General features: G+C 72.4%; 20 protein-coding genes. 10 read left to right on the forward strand and 10 right to left on the reverse strand.

Going from position 1 to position 18,356, the window contains the following annotated elements:
- The 4 genes from ACE3Q2_RS12480 to ACE3Q2_RS12495 all read left to right on the forward strand — a co-directional run.
- Positions 1-326, forward strand: a 326-nt coding sequence (locus ACE3Q2_RS12480; RefSeq protein ID WP_374474349.1) for an efflux RND transporter permease subunit, incomplete at its 5' end; no start/stop codon positions are given.
- Positions 323-943 carry a DUF3365 domain-containing protein gene (locus tag ACE3Q2_RS12485; protein ID WP_374474351.1) on the forward strand — a complete coding sequence of 207 codons (621 nt, stop codon included), beginning with the start codon at positions 323-325 and terminating at the stop codon, positions 941-943. The genes ACE3Q2_RS12480 and ACE3Q2_RS12485, both read left to right, overlap by 4 nt.
- Positions 940-1,380, forward strand: a complete 441-nt coding sequence (gene trxC, locus ACE3Q2_RS12490; RefSeq protein WP_231696775.1) for a thioredoxin TrxC — start codon at positions 940-942, stop codon at positions 1,378-1,380. The genes ACE3Q2_RS12485 and trxC overlap by 4 nt, the downstream gene beginning before the upstream one ends.
- Before the next feature lie 25 nt (positions 1,381-1,405).
- Positions 1,406-1,759, forward strand: coding sequence for a carboxymuconolactone decarboxylase family protein (locus ACE3Q2_RS12495; protein ID WP_231696774.1), 354 nt, complete (start codon positions 1,406-1,408; stop codon positions 1,757-1,759).
- 5 nt (positions 1,760-1,764) lie between these two features.
- Here the strand turns inward: ACE3Q2_RS12495 and ACE3Q2_RS12500 are convergent, their stop codons facing one another.
- The 5 genes from ACE3Q2_RS12500 to ACE3Q2_RS12520 form a co-directional block, all read right to left on the reverse strand.
- On the reverse strand, positions 1,765-2,490 hold the full coding sequence (locus ACE3Q2_RS12500) for an ABC transporter ATP-binding protein (RefSeq protein WP_374474354.1): 726 nt from the start codon (positions 2,488-2,490) through the stop codon (positions 1,765-1,767).
- Positions 2,483-3,685 (reverse strand): ABC transporter permease, encoded by a 1,203-nt coding sequence (locus tag ACE3Q2_RS12505; RefSeq protein WP_231696773.1) that lies wholly within the window; start codon positions 3,683-3,685, stop codon positions 2,483-2,485. The genes ACE3Q2_RS12500 and ACE3Q2_RS12505 overlap by 8 nt, the downstream gene beginning before the upstream one ends.
- A complete protein-coding gene (locus tag ACE3Q2_RS12510; RefSeq protein WP_231696772.1) occupies positions 3,682-4,830 on the reverse strand; it encodes an efflux RND transporter periplasmic adaptor subunit in 1,149 nt (382 codons plus the stop codon). Before ACE3Q2_RS12510 ends, ACE3Q2_RS12505 begins: the two co-directional genes overlap by 4 nt.
- On the reverse strand, positions 4,827-5,432 hold the full coding sequence (locus ACE3Q2_RS12515) for a TetR/AcrR family transcriptional regulator (RefSeq protein WP_231696806.1): 606 nt from the start codon (positions 5,430-5,432) through the stop codon (positions 4,827-4,829). Before ACE3Q2_RS12515 ends, ACE3Q2_RS12510 begins: the two co-directional genes overlap by 4 nt.
- Before the next feature lie 96 nt (positions 5,433-5,528).
- Complete coding sequence (locus tag ACE3Q2_RS12520; protein ID WP_374474355.1) at positions 5,529-7,571, reverse strand: TonB-dependent receptor domain-containing protein; 2,043 nt, start codon at positions 7,569-7,571, stop codon at positions 5,529-5,531.
- 137 nt (positions 7,572-7,708) lie between these two features.
- On the opposite strand from ACE3Q2_RS12520, the gene ACE3Q2_RS12525 reads away from it, so the two are divergent.
- Together ACE3Q2_RS12525 and ACE3Q2_RS12530 are read left to right on the forward strand one after the other, a co-directional pair.
- The gene (locus ACE3Q2_RS12525; protein WP_374474357.1) at positions 7,709-8,920 is read left to right on the forward strand and encodes an ATP-binding protein; all 1,212 of its coding nucleotides are present in this window, start codon (positions 7,709-7,711) and stop codon (positions 8,918-8,920) included.
- On the forward strand, positions 8,917-9,480 hold the full coding sequence (locus tag ACE3Q2_RS12530) for a response regulator transcription factor (RefSeq protein ID WP_374474359.1): 564 nt from the start codon (positions 8,917-8,919) through the stop codon (positions 9,478-9,480). The genes ACE3Q2_RS12525 and ACE3Q2_RS12530 overlap by 4 nt, the downstream gene beginning before the upstream one ends.
- Here the strand turns inward: ACE3Q2_RS12530 and ACE3Q2_RS12535 are convergent.
- From ACE3Q2_RS12535 to ACE3Q2_RS12545, 3 genes are read right to left on the reverse strand one after another with little or no spacing between them, the layout of a single operon-like run.
- Entirely contained in the window at positions 9,475-10,341 is an 867-nt protein-coding gene (locus tag ACE3Q2_RS12535; RefSeq protein ID WP_231696768.1) for an MBL fold metallo-hydrolase, read from the reverse strand. The genes ACE3Q2_RS12530 and ACE3Q2_RS12535 overlap by 6 nt on opposite strands.
- A gap of 57 nt (positions 10,342-10,398) precedes the next feature.
- Complete coding sequence (locus ACE3Q2_RS12540; protein WP_374474361.1) at positions 10,399-11,220, reverse strand: S1/P1 nuclease; 822 nt, start codon at positions 11,218-11,220, stop codon at positions 10,399-10,401.
- A gap of 47 nt (positions 11,221-11,267) precedes the next feature.
- Positions 11,268-11,888 carry an OmpW family outer membrane protein gene (locus tag ACE3Q2_RS12545; protein WP_231696766.1) on the reverse strand — a complete coding sequence of 207 codons (621 nt, stop codon included), beginning with the start codon at positions 11,886-11,888 and terminating at the stop codon, positions 11,268-11,270.
- A 174-nt stretch (positions 11,889-12,062) separates the two neighbouring features.
- Here ACE3Q2_RS12545 and gap point away from each other — a divergent pair, with 174 nt between their 5' ends.
- On the forward strand, positions 12,063-13,076 hold the full coding sequence (gene gap, locus ACE3Q2_RS12550; protein ID WP_231696765.1) for a type I glyceraldehyde-3-phosphate dehydrogenase: 1,014 nt from the start codon (positions 12,063-12,065) through the stop codon (positions 13,074-13,076).
- Positions 13,077-13,144: 68 nt separating this feature from the next.
- On the opposite strand, the gene ACE3Q2_RS12555 is transcribed toward gap, so the two are convergent.
- Positions 13,145-14,119: an L-threonylcarbamoyladenylate synthase gene (locus ACE3Q2_RS12555; RefSeq protein WP_374474363.1), complete on the reverse strand. Its 975-nt coding sequence runs from the start codon at positions 14,117-14,119 to the stop codon at positions 13,145-13,147.
- Positions 14,116-14,664, reverse strand: coding sequence for a GNAT family N-acetyltransferase (locus tag ACE3Q2_RS12560; protein WP_231696763.1), 549 nt, complete (start codon positions 14,662-14,664; stop codon positions 14,116-14,118). The genes ACE3Q2_RS12555 and ACE3Q2_RS12560 overlap by 4 nt, the downstream gene beginning before the upstream one ends.
- Before the next feature lie 88 nt (positions 14,665-14,752).
- Between ACE3Q2_RS12560 and ACE3Q2_RS12565 the strand changes: the two genes are divergently transcribed.
- The 3 genes from ACE3Q2_RS12565 to pyk all read left to right on the forward strand — a co-directional run bounded on the left by ACE3Q2_RS12565 (position 14,753) and on the right by pyk (position 18,108).
- Positions 14,753-15,928 (forward strand): phosphoglycerate kinase, encoded by a 1,176-nt coding sequence (locus ACE3Q2_RS12565; protein ID WP_374474365.1) that lies wholly within the window; start codon positions 14,753-14,755, stop codon positions 15,926-15,928.
- Position 15,929: 1 nt separating this feature from the next.
- Positions 15,930-16,568 (forward strand): HAD hydrolase-like protein, encoded by a 639-nt coding sequence (locus ACE3Q2_RS12570; protein WP_231696761.1) that lies wholly within the window; start codon positions 15,930-15,932, stop codon positions 16,566-16,568.
- A gap of 73 nt (positions 16,569-16,641) precedes the next feature.
- Positions 16,642-18,108 carry a pyruvate kinase gene (gene pyk / locus ACE3Q2_RS12575; protein WP_231696760.1) on the forward strand — a complete coding sequence of 489 codons (1,467 nt, stop codon included), beginning with the start codon at positions 16,642-16,644 and terminating at the stop codon, positions 18,106-18,108.
- Positions 18,109-18,356: the final 248 nt, after the last annotated feature.

The following is an 18,356-nucleotide window of genomic DNA, read 5'->3' on the forward strand; positions in this document are numbered from 1 at the left end:
TGATCGGCATGATCGCGCTGGCCGGCATCATCGTGCGCAACTCCATCCTGCTGGTGGACTTCATCAACCAGTCGATCGCCGAGGGCCACGCGCTGGCCGATTCGGTGGTGGAGGCCTGCGCCGTGCGCGCGCAGCCGATCGCGCTGACCGGCCTGGCGGCCATGGCGGGCGCCTTCTTCATCCTCGACGACCCGATCTTCAACGGCCTCGCCATCGCGCTGATCTTCGGCATCCTGGTGTCCACCGTGCTCACGCTGGTGGTCATCCCGCTGCTGTATTTCGTGCTGCTCAGCGCCCGCGGCGAAAAGCAGGGAGCCACCGCATGAAGACGATGCTGCGTTTCGTCCCGGTGCTCGCCCTCGGCGCGCTGGTAGCCTGCGGCGGCGCAACGGCGCCGGGCCCGGCAACGACACGGCCCGAGGCCGCGGACGCCCAGGCGCGTGCCCAGGCGGCGCTCAAGGACTTCGGCGACCGCCTGCGCACCGAGCTGCGCGAAGCGATGACCCGCAACGGCGCGCCGGCCGCGGTGGACTTCTGCCACGTCCAGGCGCCGCGCATCGCAGAACAGGTCATGGCCGAACACGGCGTGCGCCTCGGCCGCGTGGCCGTGCCGGGCCGCAACCGCAACCCGGGCAACGTGGCCGAAGGCTGGCTGCAGGAGCTGGCCGTGTCCTTCCAGGCCGCCGTGGACACCGGCGGCGCGCCCGAGGCGCAGATGGCGGTGATCCGCGAGGACGTGCCCGCTGGCGTCGAGCTGCGCCTGGCGCGCGGCATCCGCGTCGAGGCGGCCTGCCTGATGTGCCACGGCGACAACATTGCGCCCGAAATCGCCGCACGCATCGCCGAACACTACCCGCAGGACCGCGCCACCGGTTTCAGTGAAGGCGACCTGCGCGGCCTGATCTGGGCCGAAGTGCCCGCCACGACGGAAACCACGCCATGAGCGACAACCTCGTCCTGGCCTGCCCGCACTGCCACGGCATGAACCGCGTGCCGTCGGCGCGGCTGGCCGCGCAGCCCAACTGCGGCCACTGCCACAAGCCCCTGTTCACCGGCCACCCGGTGGCACTGGGCGTGGACCATTTCACCGCCCACGCCGACCGCAGCGAGCTGCCGCTGCTGGTGGATTTCTGGGCGCCCTGGTGCGGCCCCTGCCAGATGATGGCGCCGCACTTCGAGCGCGCCGCGGCGATGCTCGAGCCGCAGGTGCGCCTGGCGAAAGTGGACACCCAGGTCGAACCCACGCTCGGCCAGCGCCACGGCATCCGCTCCATTCCCACCCTGGTGCTGCTGCGCCAGGGCCGCGAGATCGCGCGCCAGTCCGGCGCCATGGATGCCAACGGCATCGTGCGCTGGACCCGCCAACACCTGGGTGCCTGAGCGCCCGCCGAGAAAAGGAGTTCCCGTGAGCCAGTCCTATCCCGAACTGATCGACGACCTCAATGCCGCCATCGCCCGGCTGCGCGCCGGCGCGCCGGGAACCATGAAGGCCTTCAGCGGCCTGGCGCGCGAGGCCCTGGTGCCTGGCCAGCTCGACGTCAAGACCAAGGAGCTGATCGCCATCGCGATCGCCATCGCCACCCGCTGCGACGGCTGCATCGGCTTCCACGCCAAGGCCGCCATCCGCGCCGGCGCCACCCGCGAGGAAGTGCTCGAGACCATTTCCATGGCGATCTACATGGGCGCCGGCCCGTCGATGATCTACGCCGCCGAAGCGCTGCGCGCCTTCGACGAACTGGCGCCGCCGGCCGACGCCTGAGCCGCTCAGGCGGGCGGGGGCAGCCGCCCTTCGCCGGCTTCCTCGTGGGTCACGCCGTCGCGGATGTGGTAGATGCGGCGGAAGGTGGGAATGATCTTCTCGTCGTGCGTGACCACGATGATGGCCGTGCGGAACTGCGCCGCCATCTCGTTGAGGATGCGCACCACCGCCAGCGCGCGTTCGCTGTCGAGCGGCGCGGTGGGTTCGTCGGCCAGGATCACCGGCGGGCGGTTCACCAGCCCGCGGGCGATCGCCACGCGCTGCTGTTCGCCGCCCGAGAGCTGCGAGGGCATGGCCTTCGCGCGGTGCGACACCTGCAGCGCGTCCAGCAATCCCAGCGCCCGCCGGCGCGCCTCCGCGTTCGGCACCCCGGCCAGCATCGGCAGCAGCGCCACGTTGTCGGTGACGTCGAGGAAGGGGATCAGGTAAGGCGCCTGGAACACGAAGCCGATCAGGTCGCGGCGCAGGGCGCGCAGGTTGCGGATCTTCCAGTGGTCGTCGTAGATGAGCCGGTCGCCGATGGTCATGCGGCCCGCCGTGGGTTCGATCACCGCGCCCAGGCACTTGAGCAGCGTGGTCTTGCCCGAGCCCGAGGGCCCCACCAGCCCGACCACCTCGCCCGGCGCCACGCGCATGTCCACGCCCTTGAGTGCGTCCACGGCGGTGTCGCCCTGGCCGTAGCGCTTGCGCAGGCCTTCGATCACGATGCCGCCGGGCAGGGATTCAGCCACCGATGGCCTCCGCGGGGTCCACGCGCAGGGCGGCGCGGATCGCCACCAGGCTCGACAGCGTGCAGATCACCACCACGGCCAGCAGGCCGGTCACCGCGTCCTGCGGCAGCAGCAGCACGTACTTCGGGAAATGCGGTCCCCAGAAAGTGGCGACGATCTTGCCCACCGCGAAGCCGATCAGGCCGAGCGCGATGGCCTGCTGCAGGATCATGCCGGCGATGGTGCGGTCGCGGGTGCCGATGAGCTTGAGCACCGCGATCTCGCGCACCTTGCCCATCGTCAGCGTGTAGATGATGAAGGCCACCACGGCCGCGCTCACCACCGCCAGGATCACCAGGAACATGCCGATCTGGCGCGCGGCGGTGGCGATGAGCTTGCCGATGAGGATGGCGTCCATCTGCGCGCGGTCGTGCACGCCCAGGTGGGTCCAGCGGCGGATGCGCGCGGCCAGCTCCGCCGGGTCGGTGCCGGGCGCCACGCGCACCAGCACCGCGTTGGCCTGGTGGTTGCCCGACTGCAGCGCGTCCACCGCCTCGCGCAGGCCTGGCACGCCGGGGCGGTCGAAGGCGGGGTTCTGCGCGGTCCGCCTGCGCTGGGCCAGCAGCGCATCGTTGTCCTTCTGGAACTGCGCCTGCTGCGCGTCGCGGAAAGGGATGAACAGCATCGGGTCGCCGTTCGAGGACACCATGCGCCGGGTCAGGCCGACCACGCGGTAGTGGTTGCGGCGGATGCGCACCTCGTCGCCCAGCGCCAGGCCCGAGGCTTCGTCGGCCACGACTTCGTAATGGCCGCGCGTCAGGTGCCGCCCCGCCACCAGGCGCGGCGGCCAGCCCGGCGTGCCGGGACCGCCGTCGGCGATGCCGGTGACCATCGCGCGGAAGTCGCGCCCGGCGTGGTCGACCTGCATGGTCAGGTAGGTGATGTTGGCGGCCTCGGCGACGCCGGGCAGGGCGCGCAGGCTGCGCCAGGCGTCGTCGGGCACGCTCGAGGGTTCGGCGTAGGGGCCCAGCGTCTCTTCCTGCACCACCCACAGGTCGGCGCCGCTGTTGTCGAGCAGCACGCGCGCGTCGTCCACCATGCCGCGGTAGACGCCAGCCATGGTGAGCGTGACGCCGATCAGCAGGCCGAGCCCGACGCCGGTGAACACGAACTTTCCCCAGGCGTGCAGGATGTCGCGGCCGGCGAGGCTGATCACGGCTGGCGGCCCGCGAGGTGTTCCACGACCTCCACCGCAGCGCCCGCGCGCAGCGGTCCGCCGGCGTGCCGTACCACGGTGTCGCCGGGCGACAGGCCTTCCAGCACCTGCAGGTTGCCGTCGAGGTCGGCGCGGCCCAGCCTGAGCGGCGTCCACGCCAGTTCGCCGTCGACGATCCGCCAGGCACCGGTGTCGCCGGCCACATGGAACACGCTGGCGTTGTCGATCACCGGCGCGGCGGGCAGCGTGGCCAGTCGCACGGTGACTTCGGCCAGTTCGCCGATCGGCGGCGGCGAGGCCAGCGCGGGTTCGAAGGCGAACTTGGCCAGCAGTTCCTCGGTGACGGCGTCGGCCACCGGCTCCACGCGCGCGACGCGTGCCGGCAGGCGGGTGCCGGGCGCCGAACGAAGCGTGATTTCGGCCGGCAGCCCGCGTGCCAGGCCCCGGGCCGTGGCCTGGTCGAAGCGCGCGTGCACCCAGGCACCGTCGGCGGCCATGATTTCAAGCGCGGCCTGGCCGGCGACCACCGTCGTGCCGGGGTCGGCGAGGCGGCTGATCACCAGGCCGTCGATCGGCGACACCAGGGCCAGGTTGTCGCGCTGGCTGCGCAGGGCATCAAGTTCGGCCTGCAGGCGTGCGGTTTCGGCCGTGGTGGCGGCCAGCGCGGCGTCGGCGGCGGTGGCCTCCTCGCGCCGGGCCTGGGCGGCGTCTTCGGCCACCAGCTGGCGCTCGCGCAGGGCTTCGAAACGCTGCGCCTGCGAGCGGGCGGTGCGGGCGCGCGATTCGGCCTGGCGGCGTTCCGCGGCCAGGCGGTCGAGTGCGCTGGCGGCGGCACGCAGGCGGTCGTCCAGGTCCACCGGGTCCAGGCGCGCGAGCACCTGGCCGCGCGTGACCGCATCGCCGACATCCACCTCGACGCTGGCCAGGCGCCCGGCCAGCGTGGGCCCGATGCGGTGGCGCCGCCGCGCCTCGACCGTGCCGATGCCGAACAGCGCCGGCGTCAGCTCCGCCGAACGCACCTCGGCGACGGTGACCTCCACTGGCGCCAGCGGCCCGGCGCGCAGGGCCACGTAGCCCAGCAGCAGCACCAGCGGGACCAGGGCCGCGGCGACCAGCAGCGAGCGGGGAAGGGCGGGGCGTTTCATGCGTGGCTCCCGATGCCACGACGGTAGAGCGCGAACGCAGCCGGCGCGCCCTCGCGGATGCGGGCCGGTTCGCCGGACAGCAGCGACTGGATCACCAGGCCCTGCAGGGTGCCGATGAAGCCCGACACGGCGGCGCCGGTGTCCACGTCGGCGGCGATGCTGCCGTCGCGCTTGCCCTGTTCCACCTGCTGCGCGAGGCGTTCGCGGTAACGCCCGAGCAAGGTGCGCACCAGGCGCTTGGCCGCGGTGTCCTCGCTGCGCTGCAGCTCGCCGAAGAGCATGCGCGGCACGCCGGGGTGGTCGGAGACGAAGGCCGCGTGGGCCAGGAAGGCCGCTTCCATCGCGGCCAGCGGCTTCGCGGCGCCGGCCATGGCGGCTTCGACGCGCGAGAGCAGCCGGTCCGACACCCAGGCCATGACGGCCTCGAGGATGGCGTCCTTGTTCGGGAAGTGCCGGAACAGCGCGCCCTGGGTCAGGCCCAGCCGGCTGGCGATGGCCGCGGTGGTGATGTCGCCGGGGTTGCGCTCCGCGGCCAGGGAAATCACCGCTTCGACGGTTTCGGCGCGGCGGGCGTCGGCGGGCAGGTACTTGGCGCTGGGCATGGCCATGGCGGGCGGCGAAAGAAAGTAAGTAGTTACTATCTTTACGCCGGCCCGGGCCGCCGCGCAAGCAGGGCCCGGAGGCCGCCCGGCCACCATTCAGCCTGCCGGCGTCCACTCCCAGGCCAGGAACACGCCGCGGCCGGGCTCGTTCACCTGCACCGGGTCCGGGTTGAACGGGTCGAGGTTGGCGCGGTTGAGGTGTTCGGCGTAGGTGCGGTCGAACACGTTCTTCAGGTCCAGGCGCAGGCGGTGCGCGCCGAAGGCCTTGCTCCAGCCGAGGTCGAGCACGCCGAAGCCGGGCGTGCGGCGGGCGTCGAGGCCGCTGCCGGTGAGCACGCTGTCGTCCACGCGGTCCTGGCGGGCGGCGCCGCGCAGGCGCGCCGTCCATTCGCCCGTGCGGGTGTCCCAGGCCAGGGCGAGCGCGCCGTTGAGTGGCGGCATCTGCGCCAGCGGGCGGTCGTCGCTGCGGTTCTGGCCGCGCACCCAGGCCGCCTCGGCCTCGAGCGACAGCGACTCCGTCCACTGCCAGCGCGCTTCGATTTCGAGGCCATGCAGGGTGGCGTCCACGTTGCGGTACACCGAGGCGCCGTCGGCGAGCAGCACGCCGTCCTGGCCGCGGGCGCGGTCGCGCAGGACGTAGTCGCCCACGCGGTCCGCGAAGGCCACGGCGCTGGCGGTGGCGCGCTCGCCTTCCCAGGCCAGGCCCAGGTCGAGCTGCGAATGTTTTTCCAGCGCCAGGCCCGGGTTGCCGATCCAGCGGCCCGAGGGCATCGCCGCCGGTGCGGCCAGGTAGCGTTCGGTGGCATCGGCGGCGCGCACGGTGCGGCTGAGGCCGGCGAAGGCGGTGACGCCCCCGGCCAGCGGCTGTTCGAAACGCAGCAGGCCGGAAACGCCGGTGTCGTCCCAGCGTGCGTCGGTGCTGCCGTAGTACATGGCGTAGAGCGCGGACGGCGCCATCGCCATCGCCGAGGGGCGCACGCCGGCGCGGCGGGCCTCGGCGCGGAAGCGATCAACGCGCAGGCCGGCGGTGAGCGTGCCCTCGCCGAGCGGGCGGCTGCCTTCGCCGTACAGGCCGGCCTGGTCCAGGCGCGCGTCGGGCCACAGGAAGGCGTTGACCATGGTCAGCATGGCCGGGTTGGGGCCGGCGAAACGCGTGGCCTGGCGGCGGTTCGCGCTGAGGTCGAGGCCGGCGGTGAGCGACCACGCATCCGCCGTGGTATCGAAGCGCACATCGCCGCCCTGGGTGTCGGATTCCGCCGGCGTGCGCATGGCCATCGCCGGCTGCGGGCGCAGGCTGAAGTTGTCCATCACGTGGTCCACTTCATTGCGCCAGGCGCGCAGCGCGAATTCGCCGCCGGCCAGTTCGCGGCGCCAGGCCACGCGGGCGCCGGTCATGCGGTCGAGCGGGGCGTCCATGCCGGCCCCGGCGAAGCGCGCATCCAGCGTCTCGGCGCGTTCGACGCCGAACTCGAGCACGCCGGCGTCGCCGAAGTCCTGGCCGGCCATGGCGTGCAGCGAGCGGCGGCGGAAGCCGCTGCGCACGGCTTCGCCGTCGCCGTCCACGTAGTCGCCGTACTCGGCGGCGCTGGCATCGAGGCGCAGCGCGGCACGTTCGCCGCGCCAGAGCAGCTGCGAATCGGCGCGCCAGTCCAGGCCGTTGTCGCCGGCGCCGGCGCCCGCGCGGCCCGACAGGCCGGCCGTCGCCGACCACGGCAGTTCGCGCTCGACAAGGATCGTGCCGCCGGTGCCGCCGGTGCCATGGGCCAGGCTCTGCACGCCTTTCACCACGGTCACGCGGTCCACGGCGGCAGCCACGGTGAAGGCGGTGGGCGGGTCCATGCGGTTCGGGCACGCGCCCACCACCAGGCCGCCGTCGGTGCGGACATTGAGCTGGCCCTGCGACTGGCCGCGGATCACCGGCTCCAGGCCGTGGCCGCCCATGCGGCCGGCGGAGACGCCATTCACGTCGCGCAGCAGTTCGGCGAGGTCGCCGGCGGCGGGCGCGCGCAGGTCGTCGCCCGTCACCGCCTCTTCGCCGCTGGACTCGATGTGCTGGCCGATGACTTCGACCTGCGGCAGTTGCGGCGGAAGCTCCGCACCCTGGGCGGCGAGGGCGGCGGCGATGGCGAAAGACAGCATGGGTGGCTCCGGCAGGTGGGGAAAGGCGACGCCCCGCCCGCGGCTGCGCGACAATGCCCGCGAAGCGAGGGAAGGAGGCGGGCGTGGCGTCGGGCCGGAAGCTTAGGGAAGCGGGGGCGCGGGCCGGGAGCGACAAGATGTCGCACCCGGGCGCGCTGGCGACGCTGGCGCGGCTGCGCTGGCTGTCCATCGCCGGGCAGGCGCTGGCGATCGCCGGCGTGCCCGTGCTGCTGCCGCTGCACCTGCCCTGGGCGCCGATGGCGGCCGGCGTCGCCGCGTTGCTTGCCTTCAACCTGTGGGCGCGGCGCCGCGCGGATGGCGCGTCGGCCGCCGCGGTGCTGGGCCACCTGGCCGTGGACATCGCCGTGCTGGCCTGGCAGCTGTGCTGGAGCGGTGGCCCGGCGAATCCGTTCGTGTCGCTGTTCATCGTGCCGATCGCGCTGGCCACTTCGCTGCTGCCGGCGCGCGGCGTGCTGGCCACGGCGACGCTGGCGGTGCTGGCCTACAGCCTGCTCTGGCTGGGCCACGAACCGCTGCCGCACGTGCACGGCGAATTCGACCTGCATCTGCTGGGCATGTGGCTCAACTTCCTGCTCACGGCCGCGGTGCTGGCCTTCTTCGGCACCCGCATCGCCGCGGAACTGGCCCGGCAGCGCGCCGCGCTGGCGGCCGAGCGCGAGCGCGGCGCCCGCGACGAGGGCCTGATGGCCGTGGCCACGCTGGCGGCAGGCGCGGCGCATGCGTTGAACACGCCGCTGGCGACGCTGTCGGTGCTGCTGTCGGACCTGCGCGACGGCGTCGCCGGCCTCGACCGCGACGCGCTGCAGGAGGACCTGGCCCTGATGGCCGCGCAGGTGGACGCCTGCCGCGGCGCCGTGGGCCAGCTGGTGTCGGACGCGCGCGCCGAGCCCGGCGCGGTGCCGCCCTCGCGCCTGGACTCGCGCCTGGGCGAGGCGCTGGCGCGCTGGCAATTGCTGCGCCCCGGCTTCGAAGCCCGGCTCGACGTCGCCGCCGACGCCGCGGCGCTGCCCGTCGTCGCCGACCGCAGCTTCGACTACCTGGTGCTGAACCTGCTCGACAACGCCGCCGACGCCTCGCGCTCGGCCGGCAGCGAACGCGTTGGCCTGCGCGCGCGGCGCCGCGGCGACGAACTGGCGCTGGCCTTCCTGGACGACGGCCCGGGACTCGCCGGGGCGCCGGCGCAATTCCGTTCGGACAAGCCCGGCGGCCTGGGCCTGGGCTTCGCACTGGCCACGCGCGTCTGCGAACAGTTTGGCGGCGCGCTGGCGCCGGTGCCGGGCGGCGTCGAGGCCACGCTCTCGGTGGCGCGGCTGGGGCAGGGTGCATGAGCCCGCGCGTGGACATCCTGGTGGTGGACGACGACGCCAGCTTCGGCCGCGTGCTGGCGCGGTCGCTGCAGCGGCGCGGATTCGCGGCGCGCGCCGTGGGGGGCGTGGAGGAAGCGCTGGCCGCCTGCGAACAGTCGCCCCCCAGCCACGCCGTGCTCGACCTGATGCTGGGCGGCGGCGACGACGGCCTGCGCCTGATGCGCCGCCTGCGCGAACGCGTGCCGGGACTGCGCGTGCTGCTGCTCACCGGCTACGCCAGCATCGCCACCGCCGTGGAGGCGATCAAGCAGGGCGCCGACGACTACCTGGCCAAGCCGGCCGACGCCGCCGCGGTGCTGCGCGCCCTCGGCCTGGCCGAAGCCGAGGCGCCCGTCCCGGCGCCGGAAGCACCGCGGCCCATCCCCTGGAACCGCATCGAGTGGGAACACATCCAGCGCGTGCTGGCCGAGCAAGGCGGCAACGTGGCCGCCACCGCGCGCGCCCTGGGCATGCACCGCCGCACGCTGCAGCGCAAGCTGGCCAAGCGGCCTTCGCCGGGCGGCGGCGAGCCGCCCTTATAGCGCGTCGATCGGCAACTTGAGGTAGCGCACGCCGTTCGATTCCGGCTCGGGCAGTTCGCCGGCGCGCATGTTCACCTGCACCGCCGGCAGCAGCAGCGTGGGCATGGACAGGGTGGCGTCGCGCTCGGTGCGCATCTTCACGAAGGCGGCCTCGTCCACGCCGACGCGCACGTGGATGTTCTTGTGCTTCTGCTCGCCGATGCTGGATTCGCAGCGCGGCTCGCGGCCGCCCGGGCCGTAGTCGTGGCAGACGAAGACGCGGGTCTCGTCGGGCAGCAGGTAAAGGCGCTGGATGGAGTGGTAGAGCGTGGCCGCGTCGCCGCCGGGGAAGTCGCAGCGGGCGGTGCCGCCGTCGGGCATGAACAGCGAATCGCCCACGAACAGGGCGTCGCCGACGAGGTAGGCCACGCTGTCGTTGGTGTGGCCCGGCACCGGGATCACGCGCGCGGAAACGTCGCCCACGGCGAAGATCTCGTCGTCGGCGAACAGGTGGTCGAACTGCGAACCGTCCACCGGGAAGTGGTCGCCGAGGTTGAAGATGGGCCGGAAGGTCTTCTGCACCTTGCGGATGCCCTGGCCGATCGACAGCCGCGCCTGCGGGAAATGCTGCTTGAGCCAGTGGCCGGAGCTGAGGTGGTCGGCGTGGGCGTGGGTCTCGAGGATCCAGTCCACCTGCAGGCCGGCGGCGCGGACGTCGGCCAGCATCTTCTCCACGGTGGGCGTGCTGGTGCGGCCGGCCTTGGGGTCGAAGTCGAGCACCGGGTCGACGATGGCGGCGCGCCGGGTTTCCGGGTCGCTGACCACGTAGCTCCAGGTGCCGGATTCTTCGTGGTAGTAGGGCTGGACGAGGGGATGGCGCATGGCCTGGCTCCGTTGGGTACCCCTGGGAGTATAGCTTCCGGCGCCGTGCAGGCAGCGTCAGCCGCCCGGTGCCAGTGCCTCGTTGAGCAGTGCCGCCAGCCGGGCGCCGGCGAGCTGGACGCGCGCCTCGGCCAGCGGCCGGTGCTGGTCGAGGTAGGCGTCGGTGATGCGGTGGCCGCGCGGGTACAGCGATTCGGCGTGGATCAGCCGGCAGGACTCCAGGGTCCAGGCCAGCGGGCGGTTTTCGGCGCCGGTGGCGGCGTCGGCCGGCATCGGCAGGCCCATCAGGCGCTCGGCGTAGGCGGCATTGTCCAGGCCGGCGCTCTGCAGCAGCCAGTAGTCCCAGGTGCCGTGCAGGTTGGTGCCTTCCCCGCCGGGGGCGCCCTTGCCGCGGTAGTTGAGCTGGTAGTCGTTGCCGCCGCGGTCGTGCGGGTAGCCGGCGTGCATGGGCTGGTGCGCGTCGCCGACGAAGTGCACGACGAACTTCAGCGCCTCCAGGCGTTTCTGGCGCGGCTGGCTGCGGTCGGCGAGCACGGCGGCCTGGGCGTTGATGGCGCCGATGATGCAGTTGCCGTCGGGGCAGTCGCGCGCCGGGACGTAGTCGCAGCCCTCGCCGGGGATGTTGACGAAGTGCCAGCGCTTGCTGAGCTTGCCGAGTTCGTTCTCGTCGGCGCGGATCTCGTCGGCCCAGGTGGCCACGCCGGCCAGGGTCGGCACGGCTTCGCCCTCGAGCAGGGCGCGCGCTTCGGCACGGGCTTCGGGCGTGAGCTGGCGTTCGGCCAGTTCGCCCACCAGCTGGTGGCCCTGGCGGCTCCAGGCGTGGGCGGCGGGGGTGGCCAGCGCGAGCGCCAGCGCTGAAACAAGCAGGGTGCGGTTCATGGCCGCGGACTTTACGCCAGCGGCCATGAACTTCGCCATCACGAGGCTCAGAACGACCAGACGAAGGCCGCGCCGTACACCATCGGGTCGATGTTGACGGTGCCGACGTCGGCGCCGTTCACCTTCACGTCGGTGTCGATGTCCATCCAGCGGGCGTCGACGCGGATCCACTTGTTGTCGGCGATCGCGAAGTCGAGGCCGGCGTGGGCCGCCAGGCCCCAGGAGCTCGACAGGTCGAGGTCGGTGCCGTCGATCGGGCCGGTGGTGTCGGTGGAGAAGAAGCGGGTGTAGTTCACGCCCGCGCCGACGAACGGCGTCACCTTGGAGTCGTTGCGGAAGTGGTACTGCAGGGTCACGGTCGGCGGCAGGTGCTTGGTGGAACCCGCCTTGACGCCGTTGAGCTCGATGTCGTGCTTGAACGGCAGCGCGGCCAGGATCTCCAGGCCCAGGTTGGGGCTGAAGAAGTACTCGGCGGTGACCGTCGGCTTCCAGTCGTTGCCCACGTCGGCGTCCAGGGCGCCGCCGGCGAGGCTGCCGTTGCCGGACTTCGGGGCCACCACGTGGGCGCCGACCGAGAAGGTCCAGTCACCGGCCTCCTGGGCCAGGGCGGGGGTGGCGAAGGCGAGGGCCGCGGCGGCGGCGAGCGGGGCAAGCAGGGTGGTGCGCATGTTGGAACTCCGTTGTCAGGGTCGGGAAACTGGAAATAGTCTCCCCCCGGCCCGCGGGCCCGGCCTTGAGAATGGTCAAATCGGCCGCCGGCTGGGACCGGGGCGCCGGGGTTGCTAAAATGCCGGGTTTACACCCACCCGCAATCCGGCCAGGGCCGGTCTCCAGGAGCAGTCATGTCCATCAAGGTCGCCATCAACGGCTACGGCCGCATCGGTCGCAACATCCTCCGCGCCCTGTACGAGTCCAACCGTACCCACGAGATCCAGGTGGTTGCCATCAACGACCTGGGCGACGCCGAGACCAACGCCCACCTCACCCAGTACGACACCGCCCACGGCAAGTTCCCGGGCACCGTGTCGGTGGACAACGGCGACCTGATCGTCAACGGCGACCGCATCAAGGTCTGCGCCGAGCGCGACCCGTCCAAGCTGCCCTGGGGCGCGCTGGGCGTGGACGTGGTGCTCGAGTGCACCGGCCTGTTCACCTCGAAGGCCAAGGCCTCGGCGCACATCGCCGCCGGCGCCAAGAAGGTCATCATCTCGGCCCCGGGCGAGAAGGACGTGGACAACACCGTTGTGTTCGGCGTGAACGAGGGCGTGCTGCGCGCCTCCGACACCGTCATCTCGAACGCCTCCTGCACCACCAACTGCCTGGCGCCGCTGGCCAAGGTGCTGCACGAGAAGATCGGCATCGTGCACGGCCTGATGACCACCATCCACGCCTACACCAACGACCAGGTGCTCACCGACGTCTTCCACAAGGACCTGCGCCGCGCCCGTTCGGCCACCCAGTCGCAGATCCCGACCAAGACCGGCGCCGCCGCCGCCGTGGGCCTGGTGCTGCCGGAGCTCAACGGCAAGCTCACCGGCTTCTCGATGCGCGTGCCCACCATCAACGTCTCGGTCGTCGACCTGTCGTTCGTGGCCGCCCGCGAGACCACCAAGGAAGAAATCGACGCCGTGGTGAAGGCTGCCTCGGAAGGCGCGCTCAAGGGCATCCTGGGCTTCAACACCAAGCCGCTGGTGTCGATCGACTTCAACCACGACCCGCACAGCTCGGTCTACGACAGCACCCTGACCCAGGTGATGGGCGGCACGCTGGTGAAGGTTTGCTCTTGGTACGACAACGAGTGGGGCTTCTCGAACCGCATGCTCGACACCACCCTGGCGCTCATGGCCGCCAAGTAAAGCGAGCTTCCCGTAGGAGCGGCTTCAGCCGCGACAAAAAGCCCCGGCAATGCCGGGGCTTTTTCGTTTCAGGTCGCTTCCGCGTCCAACCCCGCTCCCGCCGCGGACCTCCGCAGCCGGTCGTGGATGGCCACCCAGTCCCCGTGCTCCGGCGGACGCTCGGCCACCAGCAGGTTGGCGCCGCGGCCGTCCAGCGCGCGCAGCGCGGCGTACAGGTCGTGCGCATAGCCGGTGGGAGAGGCGGGCAGCGCCAGTCCGTCCACGCCCTGGGGCAACTCGCCCAGCGCCAGGGCCTGCACGCGCTTGCCCAGCGCCTGCTGTTCGGCGACCTCGGCCACCAGCGCGGCGCGCGGCAGCAGCAGCAGCCGCGTGCGCGGCGCGTAGTGCGCATCCAGCGTGCCCGAGGCGCGCGGGCTGTCGCCGGCCACGCCCATCTGCACGGGGCCGATCAGCGCTTCGATGCGTTCGCGCGGCAGCATGCCCGGGCGCAGGATGCGCGGCGTTTCGCCGGACAAATCCAGGATCGTGCTTTCGATGCCCACCGCGCACTCGCCGCCGTCGAGCACCACCGGCACCGCCTCGCCGAACTCGGCGCGCACGTGCGCGGCGCTGGTGGGGCTGACGTGGCCGAAGCGGTTTGCCGACGGTGCCGCCAGGCCGCCGCCGAAGGCGCGCAGCAGTTCCAGCGCCAGCGGGTGGTCGGGGCAGCGCAGGCCCACGGTGGGCTGGCCACCGGTCACTTCGTCGGGCACCCGTGGCTGCTTGCGCAGGATGAGCGTGAGCGGGCCGGGCCAGCAGGCCGAAGCCAGCGTGCGCGCCGCGGGCGGGATGTCGCGCGCCCAGGCATCCAGCGCCTCGGCGCCGGCCACGTGCACGATCAGCGGGTGGTCGGCGGGCCGGCCCTTGAGCGCGAAGATGCGGCGCACCGCCGCGGCGTCCGACGCATCGGCGGCCAGGCCGTACACGGTTTCGGTGGGCAGGCCGATGGCCTCGCCGCGGCGCAGCGCCGCCAGGGCTTCGTCGAGCGCGGTGCGCGTGCTCATGCGGCGTAATCCTCGCGCAGCAGGCCGTAGAGGAAGGAGTCGCAGACCTCGCCGTCCACCCGCCAGCGGTTGCGCAGCAGGCCCTCGCGGCGGAAGCCGAGTTTTTCCAGCAGGCGCCAGGACGGCTCGTTGCGCGGGTCCACGTCGGCCTCGATGCGTTCCAGGCCCAGCGGCCCGAAGGCATGGCCGAGCACGGTGCGCAGCGCCTCGGTGGCCAGGCCCTGGCCCTGGCGGGCGGGCAGCAGCGAATAGCCGATCTCGGCGCGCTTGTGCGGGCCGCTGAGCGAAAACAGCGTGGTGGTGCCGATCAGCCGGTCGCCCTCGCGCTCGGCCAGGGCCCAGGCGTAGACCGCGGGGGTTTCCAGGGCCATGCGCGCGGCCAGGTAGTCGGCGGCCTGCTCGCGCCGGGTCCAGGCCGGGAAGCTCCAGTAGCGCGTCACCACCGGGTCGCTGTAGAGGGCGTAGATGGCCCGGGCGTCGTCCTGGCGGTAGGGGCGCAGGCGCAGGCGCGGGCTTTCGAGCGTCGGCAGCGGGGGCGTGGACATGCCCGCATTCTCCCATGCGGCCGCGGGGTTTGCCGCCGCCGGCCCGTGCGGGGGAAAATGGCGGCTTTCCCGCTCCGGAGCTGCCCCCATGTCCATCCTCCGCATGGCCGACCTCGACCTGGCCGGCAAGCGCGTGCTGATCCGCGAAGACCTGAACGTGCCGGTCAAGGACGGCCACATCACCTCCGAGCAGCGCATCACCGCGGCCCTGCCGACGATGAAGCTGGCGCTGGAGAAGGGCGCCGCCGTCATGGTCACCTCGCACCTGGGCCGCCCGAAGGAAGGCACCTGGACCGCCGAGGATTCGCTGGCGCCGGTGGCCGCGCGCCTTTCCGAGCTGCTGGGCCGCGAGGTGCCGCTGGTGAAGGACTGGGTGGACGGCGTGCAGGTGCAGCCGGGCCAGCTGGTGCTGCTGGAGAACTGCCGCATGAACGTGGGCGAGGGCAAGGACGACGAGGCCCTGGCCCGCAAGTACGCCGCGCTCTGCGACGTGTTCGTGATGGACGCCTTCGGCACCGCGCACCGCGCCCAGGCCTCCACCCACGGCGCCATCCGCTTCGCCAGGGTGGCCTGCGGCGGCCCGCTGCTGATGGCCGAGCTCGACGCGCTGGCCAAGGCCCTGCACGCGCCGGCGCGCCCGCTGGTGGCCATCGTGGCCGGCAGCAAGGTGAGCACCAAGCTCGAGCTGCTTTCGAACCTGGTGTCGAAGGTGGACCAGCTGATCGTCGGCGGCGGCATCGCCAACACCTTCATCGCCGCGATGGGCCATCCGGTGGGCAAGTCGCTGTGCGAAAACGACCTGCTCGACACCGCGCGCCAGATCATGGCCGACGCCAAGGCCCGCGGCGCCGAGATCCCGGTGCCCACCGACGTGGTGGTGGCCCCGGCCTTCGCCGCCGACGCGCCGGCCACGGTGAAGAAGGTGTCCGAGGTGGGCGCCGACGACATGATCCTCGACATCGGCCCCGAAACCGCCGCGCGCTACGCCGCGATGATCGCCAGGGCCGGCAGCGTCATCTGGAACGGCCCGGTGGGCGTGTTCGAGTTCGACGCCTTCGGCAAGGGCACCGAGACCCTGGCGCGCGCCATCGCGGCGTCCAGCGCCTTCTCGATCGCCGGCGGCGGCGACACGCTGGCGGCGGTGGACAAGTACGGCGTCGAGGCCGGCATCAGCTACATCAGCACCGGCGGCGGCGCCTTCTTGGAGTTCTGCGAGGGCAAGGAGCTGCCGGCGGTGGCCGCCCTGAAGGCGCGCGCGGCCTGACGTGGCGACGCTGTTCTTCGACCTCGACGGCACCCTGATCGACTCCGCCGTCGGCATCACCCGCTGCGTCGCCCACGCCTTCGAGCGCCTGGGCGAACCGGTGCCGGCCGAGCACGAACTGCGCCGCTGGATCGGCCCGCCGCTGCGCGACAGCTTCGGCCCGCTGCTCGGCGACGCCGGCCGCACCGAGCGCGCGGTGGAGTTCTACCGCGAACGCTTCGAAACCCACGGCTGGCTGGAGCACGAGGTGTACGCCGGCATCGGCGAGGTGGTGGCGGGCCTGGCCGCGGCCGGGCACCGCCTGGCGGTGGTCACGGCGAAGAACGAGCCGCACGCGCGCCGCATCATCGGCCACCTGCCGTTCGGCCACCATTTCGAGGACGTGGTGGGCGCCACGCCCTGCGGCCGCCTCAGCCACAAGCCCGAGCTGATCGGCGAGGCGCTGGCGCGCCTGGGCCTGGGCCCGGACGGCTGCTGGATGATCGGCGACCGGCACATGGACATCCATGGCGCCCGCCACCACGGCATGCCCTCGGTGGGCGTGCTCTGGGGCTTCGGCGGCGAAGCCGAGCTGCGCGAAGCCGGCGCCACCCGCCTGGCCGCGGCGCCCGGCGAGCTTGCGGGGCTGTTCGGGCGCTGAAAGGTCATCGCGGCGCATCGGCAGCGCCATGGCCGCGTGCTAGCGTAGCCGCATTCCAACACCGCACTCCGCCATGACCCAGTCCCAGCGCCGCACCAAGATCCTCGCCACCCTCGGCCCCGCCACCGACGCCCCGGGCGTGCTCGAAGAGCTGGTGCGCGCCGGCGTCAACGTGGTGCGCCTGAACTTCTCCCACGGCAGCCCCGAGCACCACGCCGCGCGCGTGGCCGCGGTGCGCGCGGCGGCGGCGAAGCTGGGCCGCGAGGTGGGCATCCTGGCCGACCTGCAGGGCCCGAAGATCCGCATCGAGAAGTTCGAGGAGGGCAAGGTGGTGCTCAGCGCCGGACAGGAATTCACCCTGGTCTGCCGCGCCGACGCTCCCGACGGCGACGCGCGCCAGGTGGGCGTGAGCTACCTGGGCCTGGTCAACGACGTGCACGCCGGCGACACCCTGCTGCTCGACGACGGCCTGATGGCGGTGGAAGTGCTGGCCATCGAAGGCGCGAACATCCGCACCCGCGTGCTCACCGACGGCGTGCTGTCGAACCGCAAGGGCCTCAACCGCCTCGGTGGCGGCCTGTCGCTGGGCGCGCTCACCGACCAGGACAAGGAGCACATCCGCATCGCCGCCGGCCTGGGCGTGGATTTCATCGCGGTGTCGTTCTGCCGCTCGGCGGCCGACATGGAGGAAGCCCGCGCGCTGGCCCGTGCCGCCGGCTCCGACGCCTTCATGGTGGCGAAGATCGAGCGCGCCGAGGCCATCGAGAACCTGGTGGAGATCACCCAGGCCTCGGACGTGGTGATGGTGGCGCGCGGCGACCTGGGCGTGGAAATCGGCGACGCCGAGCTGCCGGGCCTGCAGAAGAAGATCATCCGCACCGCGCTCGAGCTCAACCGCACGGTCATCACGGCCACGCAGATGCTGCAGTCGATGGTGGACAACCCCATCCCGACACGCGCGGAAGTGCTGGACGTGGCCAACTCGGTCATCGACGGCACCGACGCGGTGATGCTCTCGGCCGAAACGGCCTCGGGCAACTACCCGGTGAAGGCGGTGGAAGCGATGGTGCGCATCTGCCTGGGCGCCGAGCGCCAGTTCGACCACGACACCGACTTCGAGAAGGCGCCGCGCAACCTCGAGCGCGCCGACCAGGCCATCGCCATGGCCAGCATGTTCCTGACCGAACACATCCAGGTGCGCGCCATCATCGCGCTCACCGAATCGGGCGGCACGGCGCGCTACCTGTCGCGCTTCCGCTCGGCGGTGCCGATCTACGGCCTGTCCCGCCACGACGGCGCGCGCCGGCGCATGGCCCTGGTGCGCGACGTGTTCCCGGTGAACTACGACAGCGCCGGCCAGGCCACCCGCGAAGCCGCCCGCGGCGCCATCCGCCACCTGTTCGACCTGGGCCTGCTGGCCGAGGGCGACCGCGTCATCATCACCAGCGGCGACCACATGGAACTGCACGGCGCCACCAACACCCTGCGCCTGCTGCAGGTGGGCCCCGGCGGCAAGGCCGAGGGCCTCGGCGAACTTTAGTTCGACTCGCCGGGATCGTTCCCGGCGATGGGCCGCCGCGCCCTCGCGCACGACGACCCTCCAGATTCTCCTGGCCGGCTGATCGGGTTCAGGCGGGCTGCCGCGTGCCCCTTGGGCATGGCGTCGGGACCCCGAGGGCTGAAAAATTCTCGGCTCGCGAGCCTTTGGGATCGACACTCCGGCCAACGCCTCCCGAAGGGGACGTCGCAAGCAAGTGCCCAGGCCGGGGTTTCGAAAACAAGGACGTT

The sequence above is a fragment of the Arenimonas sp. genome (assembly GCF_041913985.1).
Lineage (GTDB): Bacteria > Pseudomonadota > Gammaproteobacteria > Xanthomonadales > Xanthomonadaceae > Arenimonas.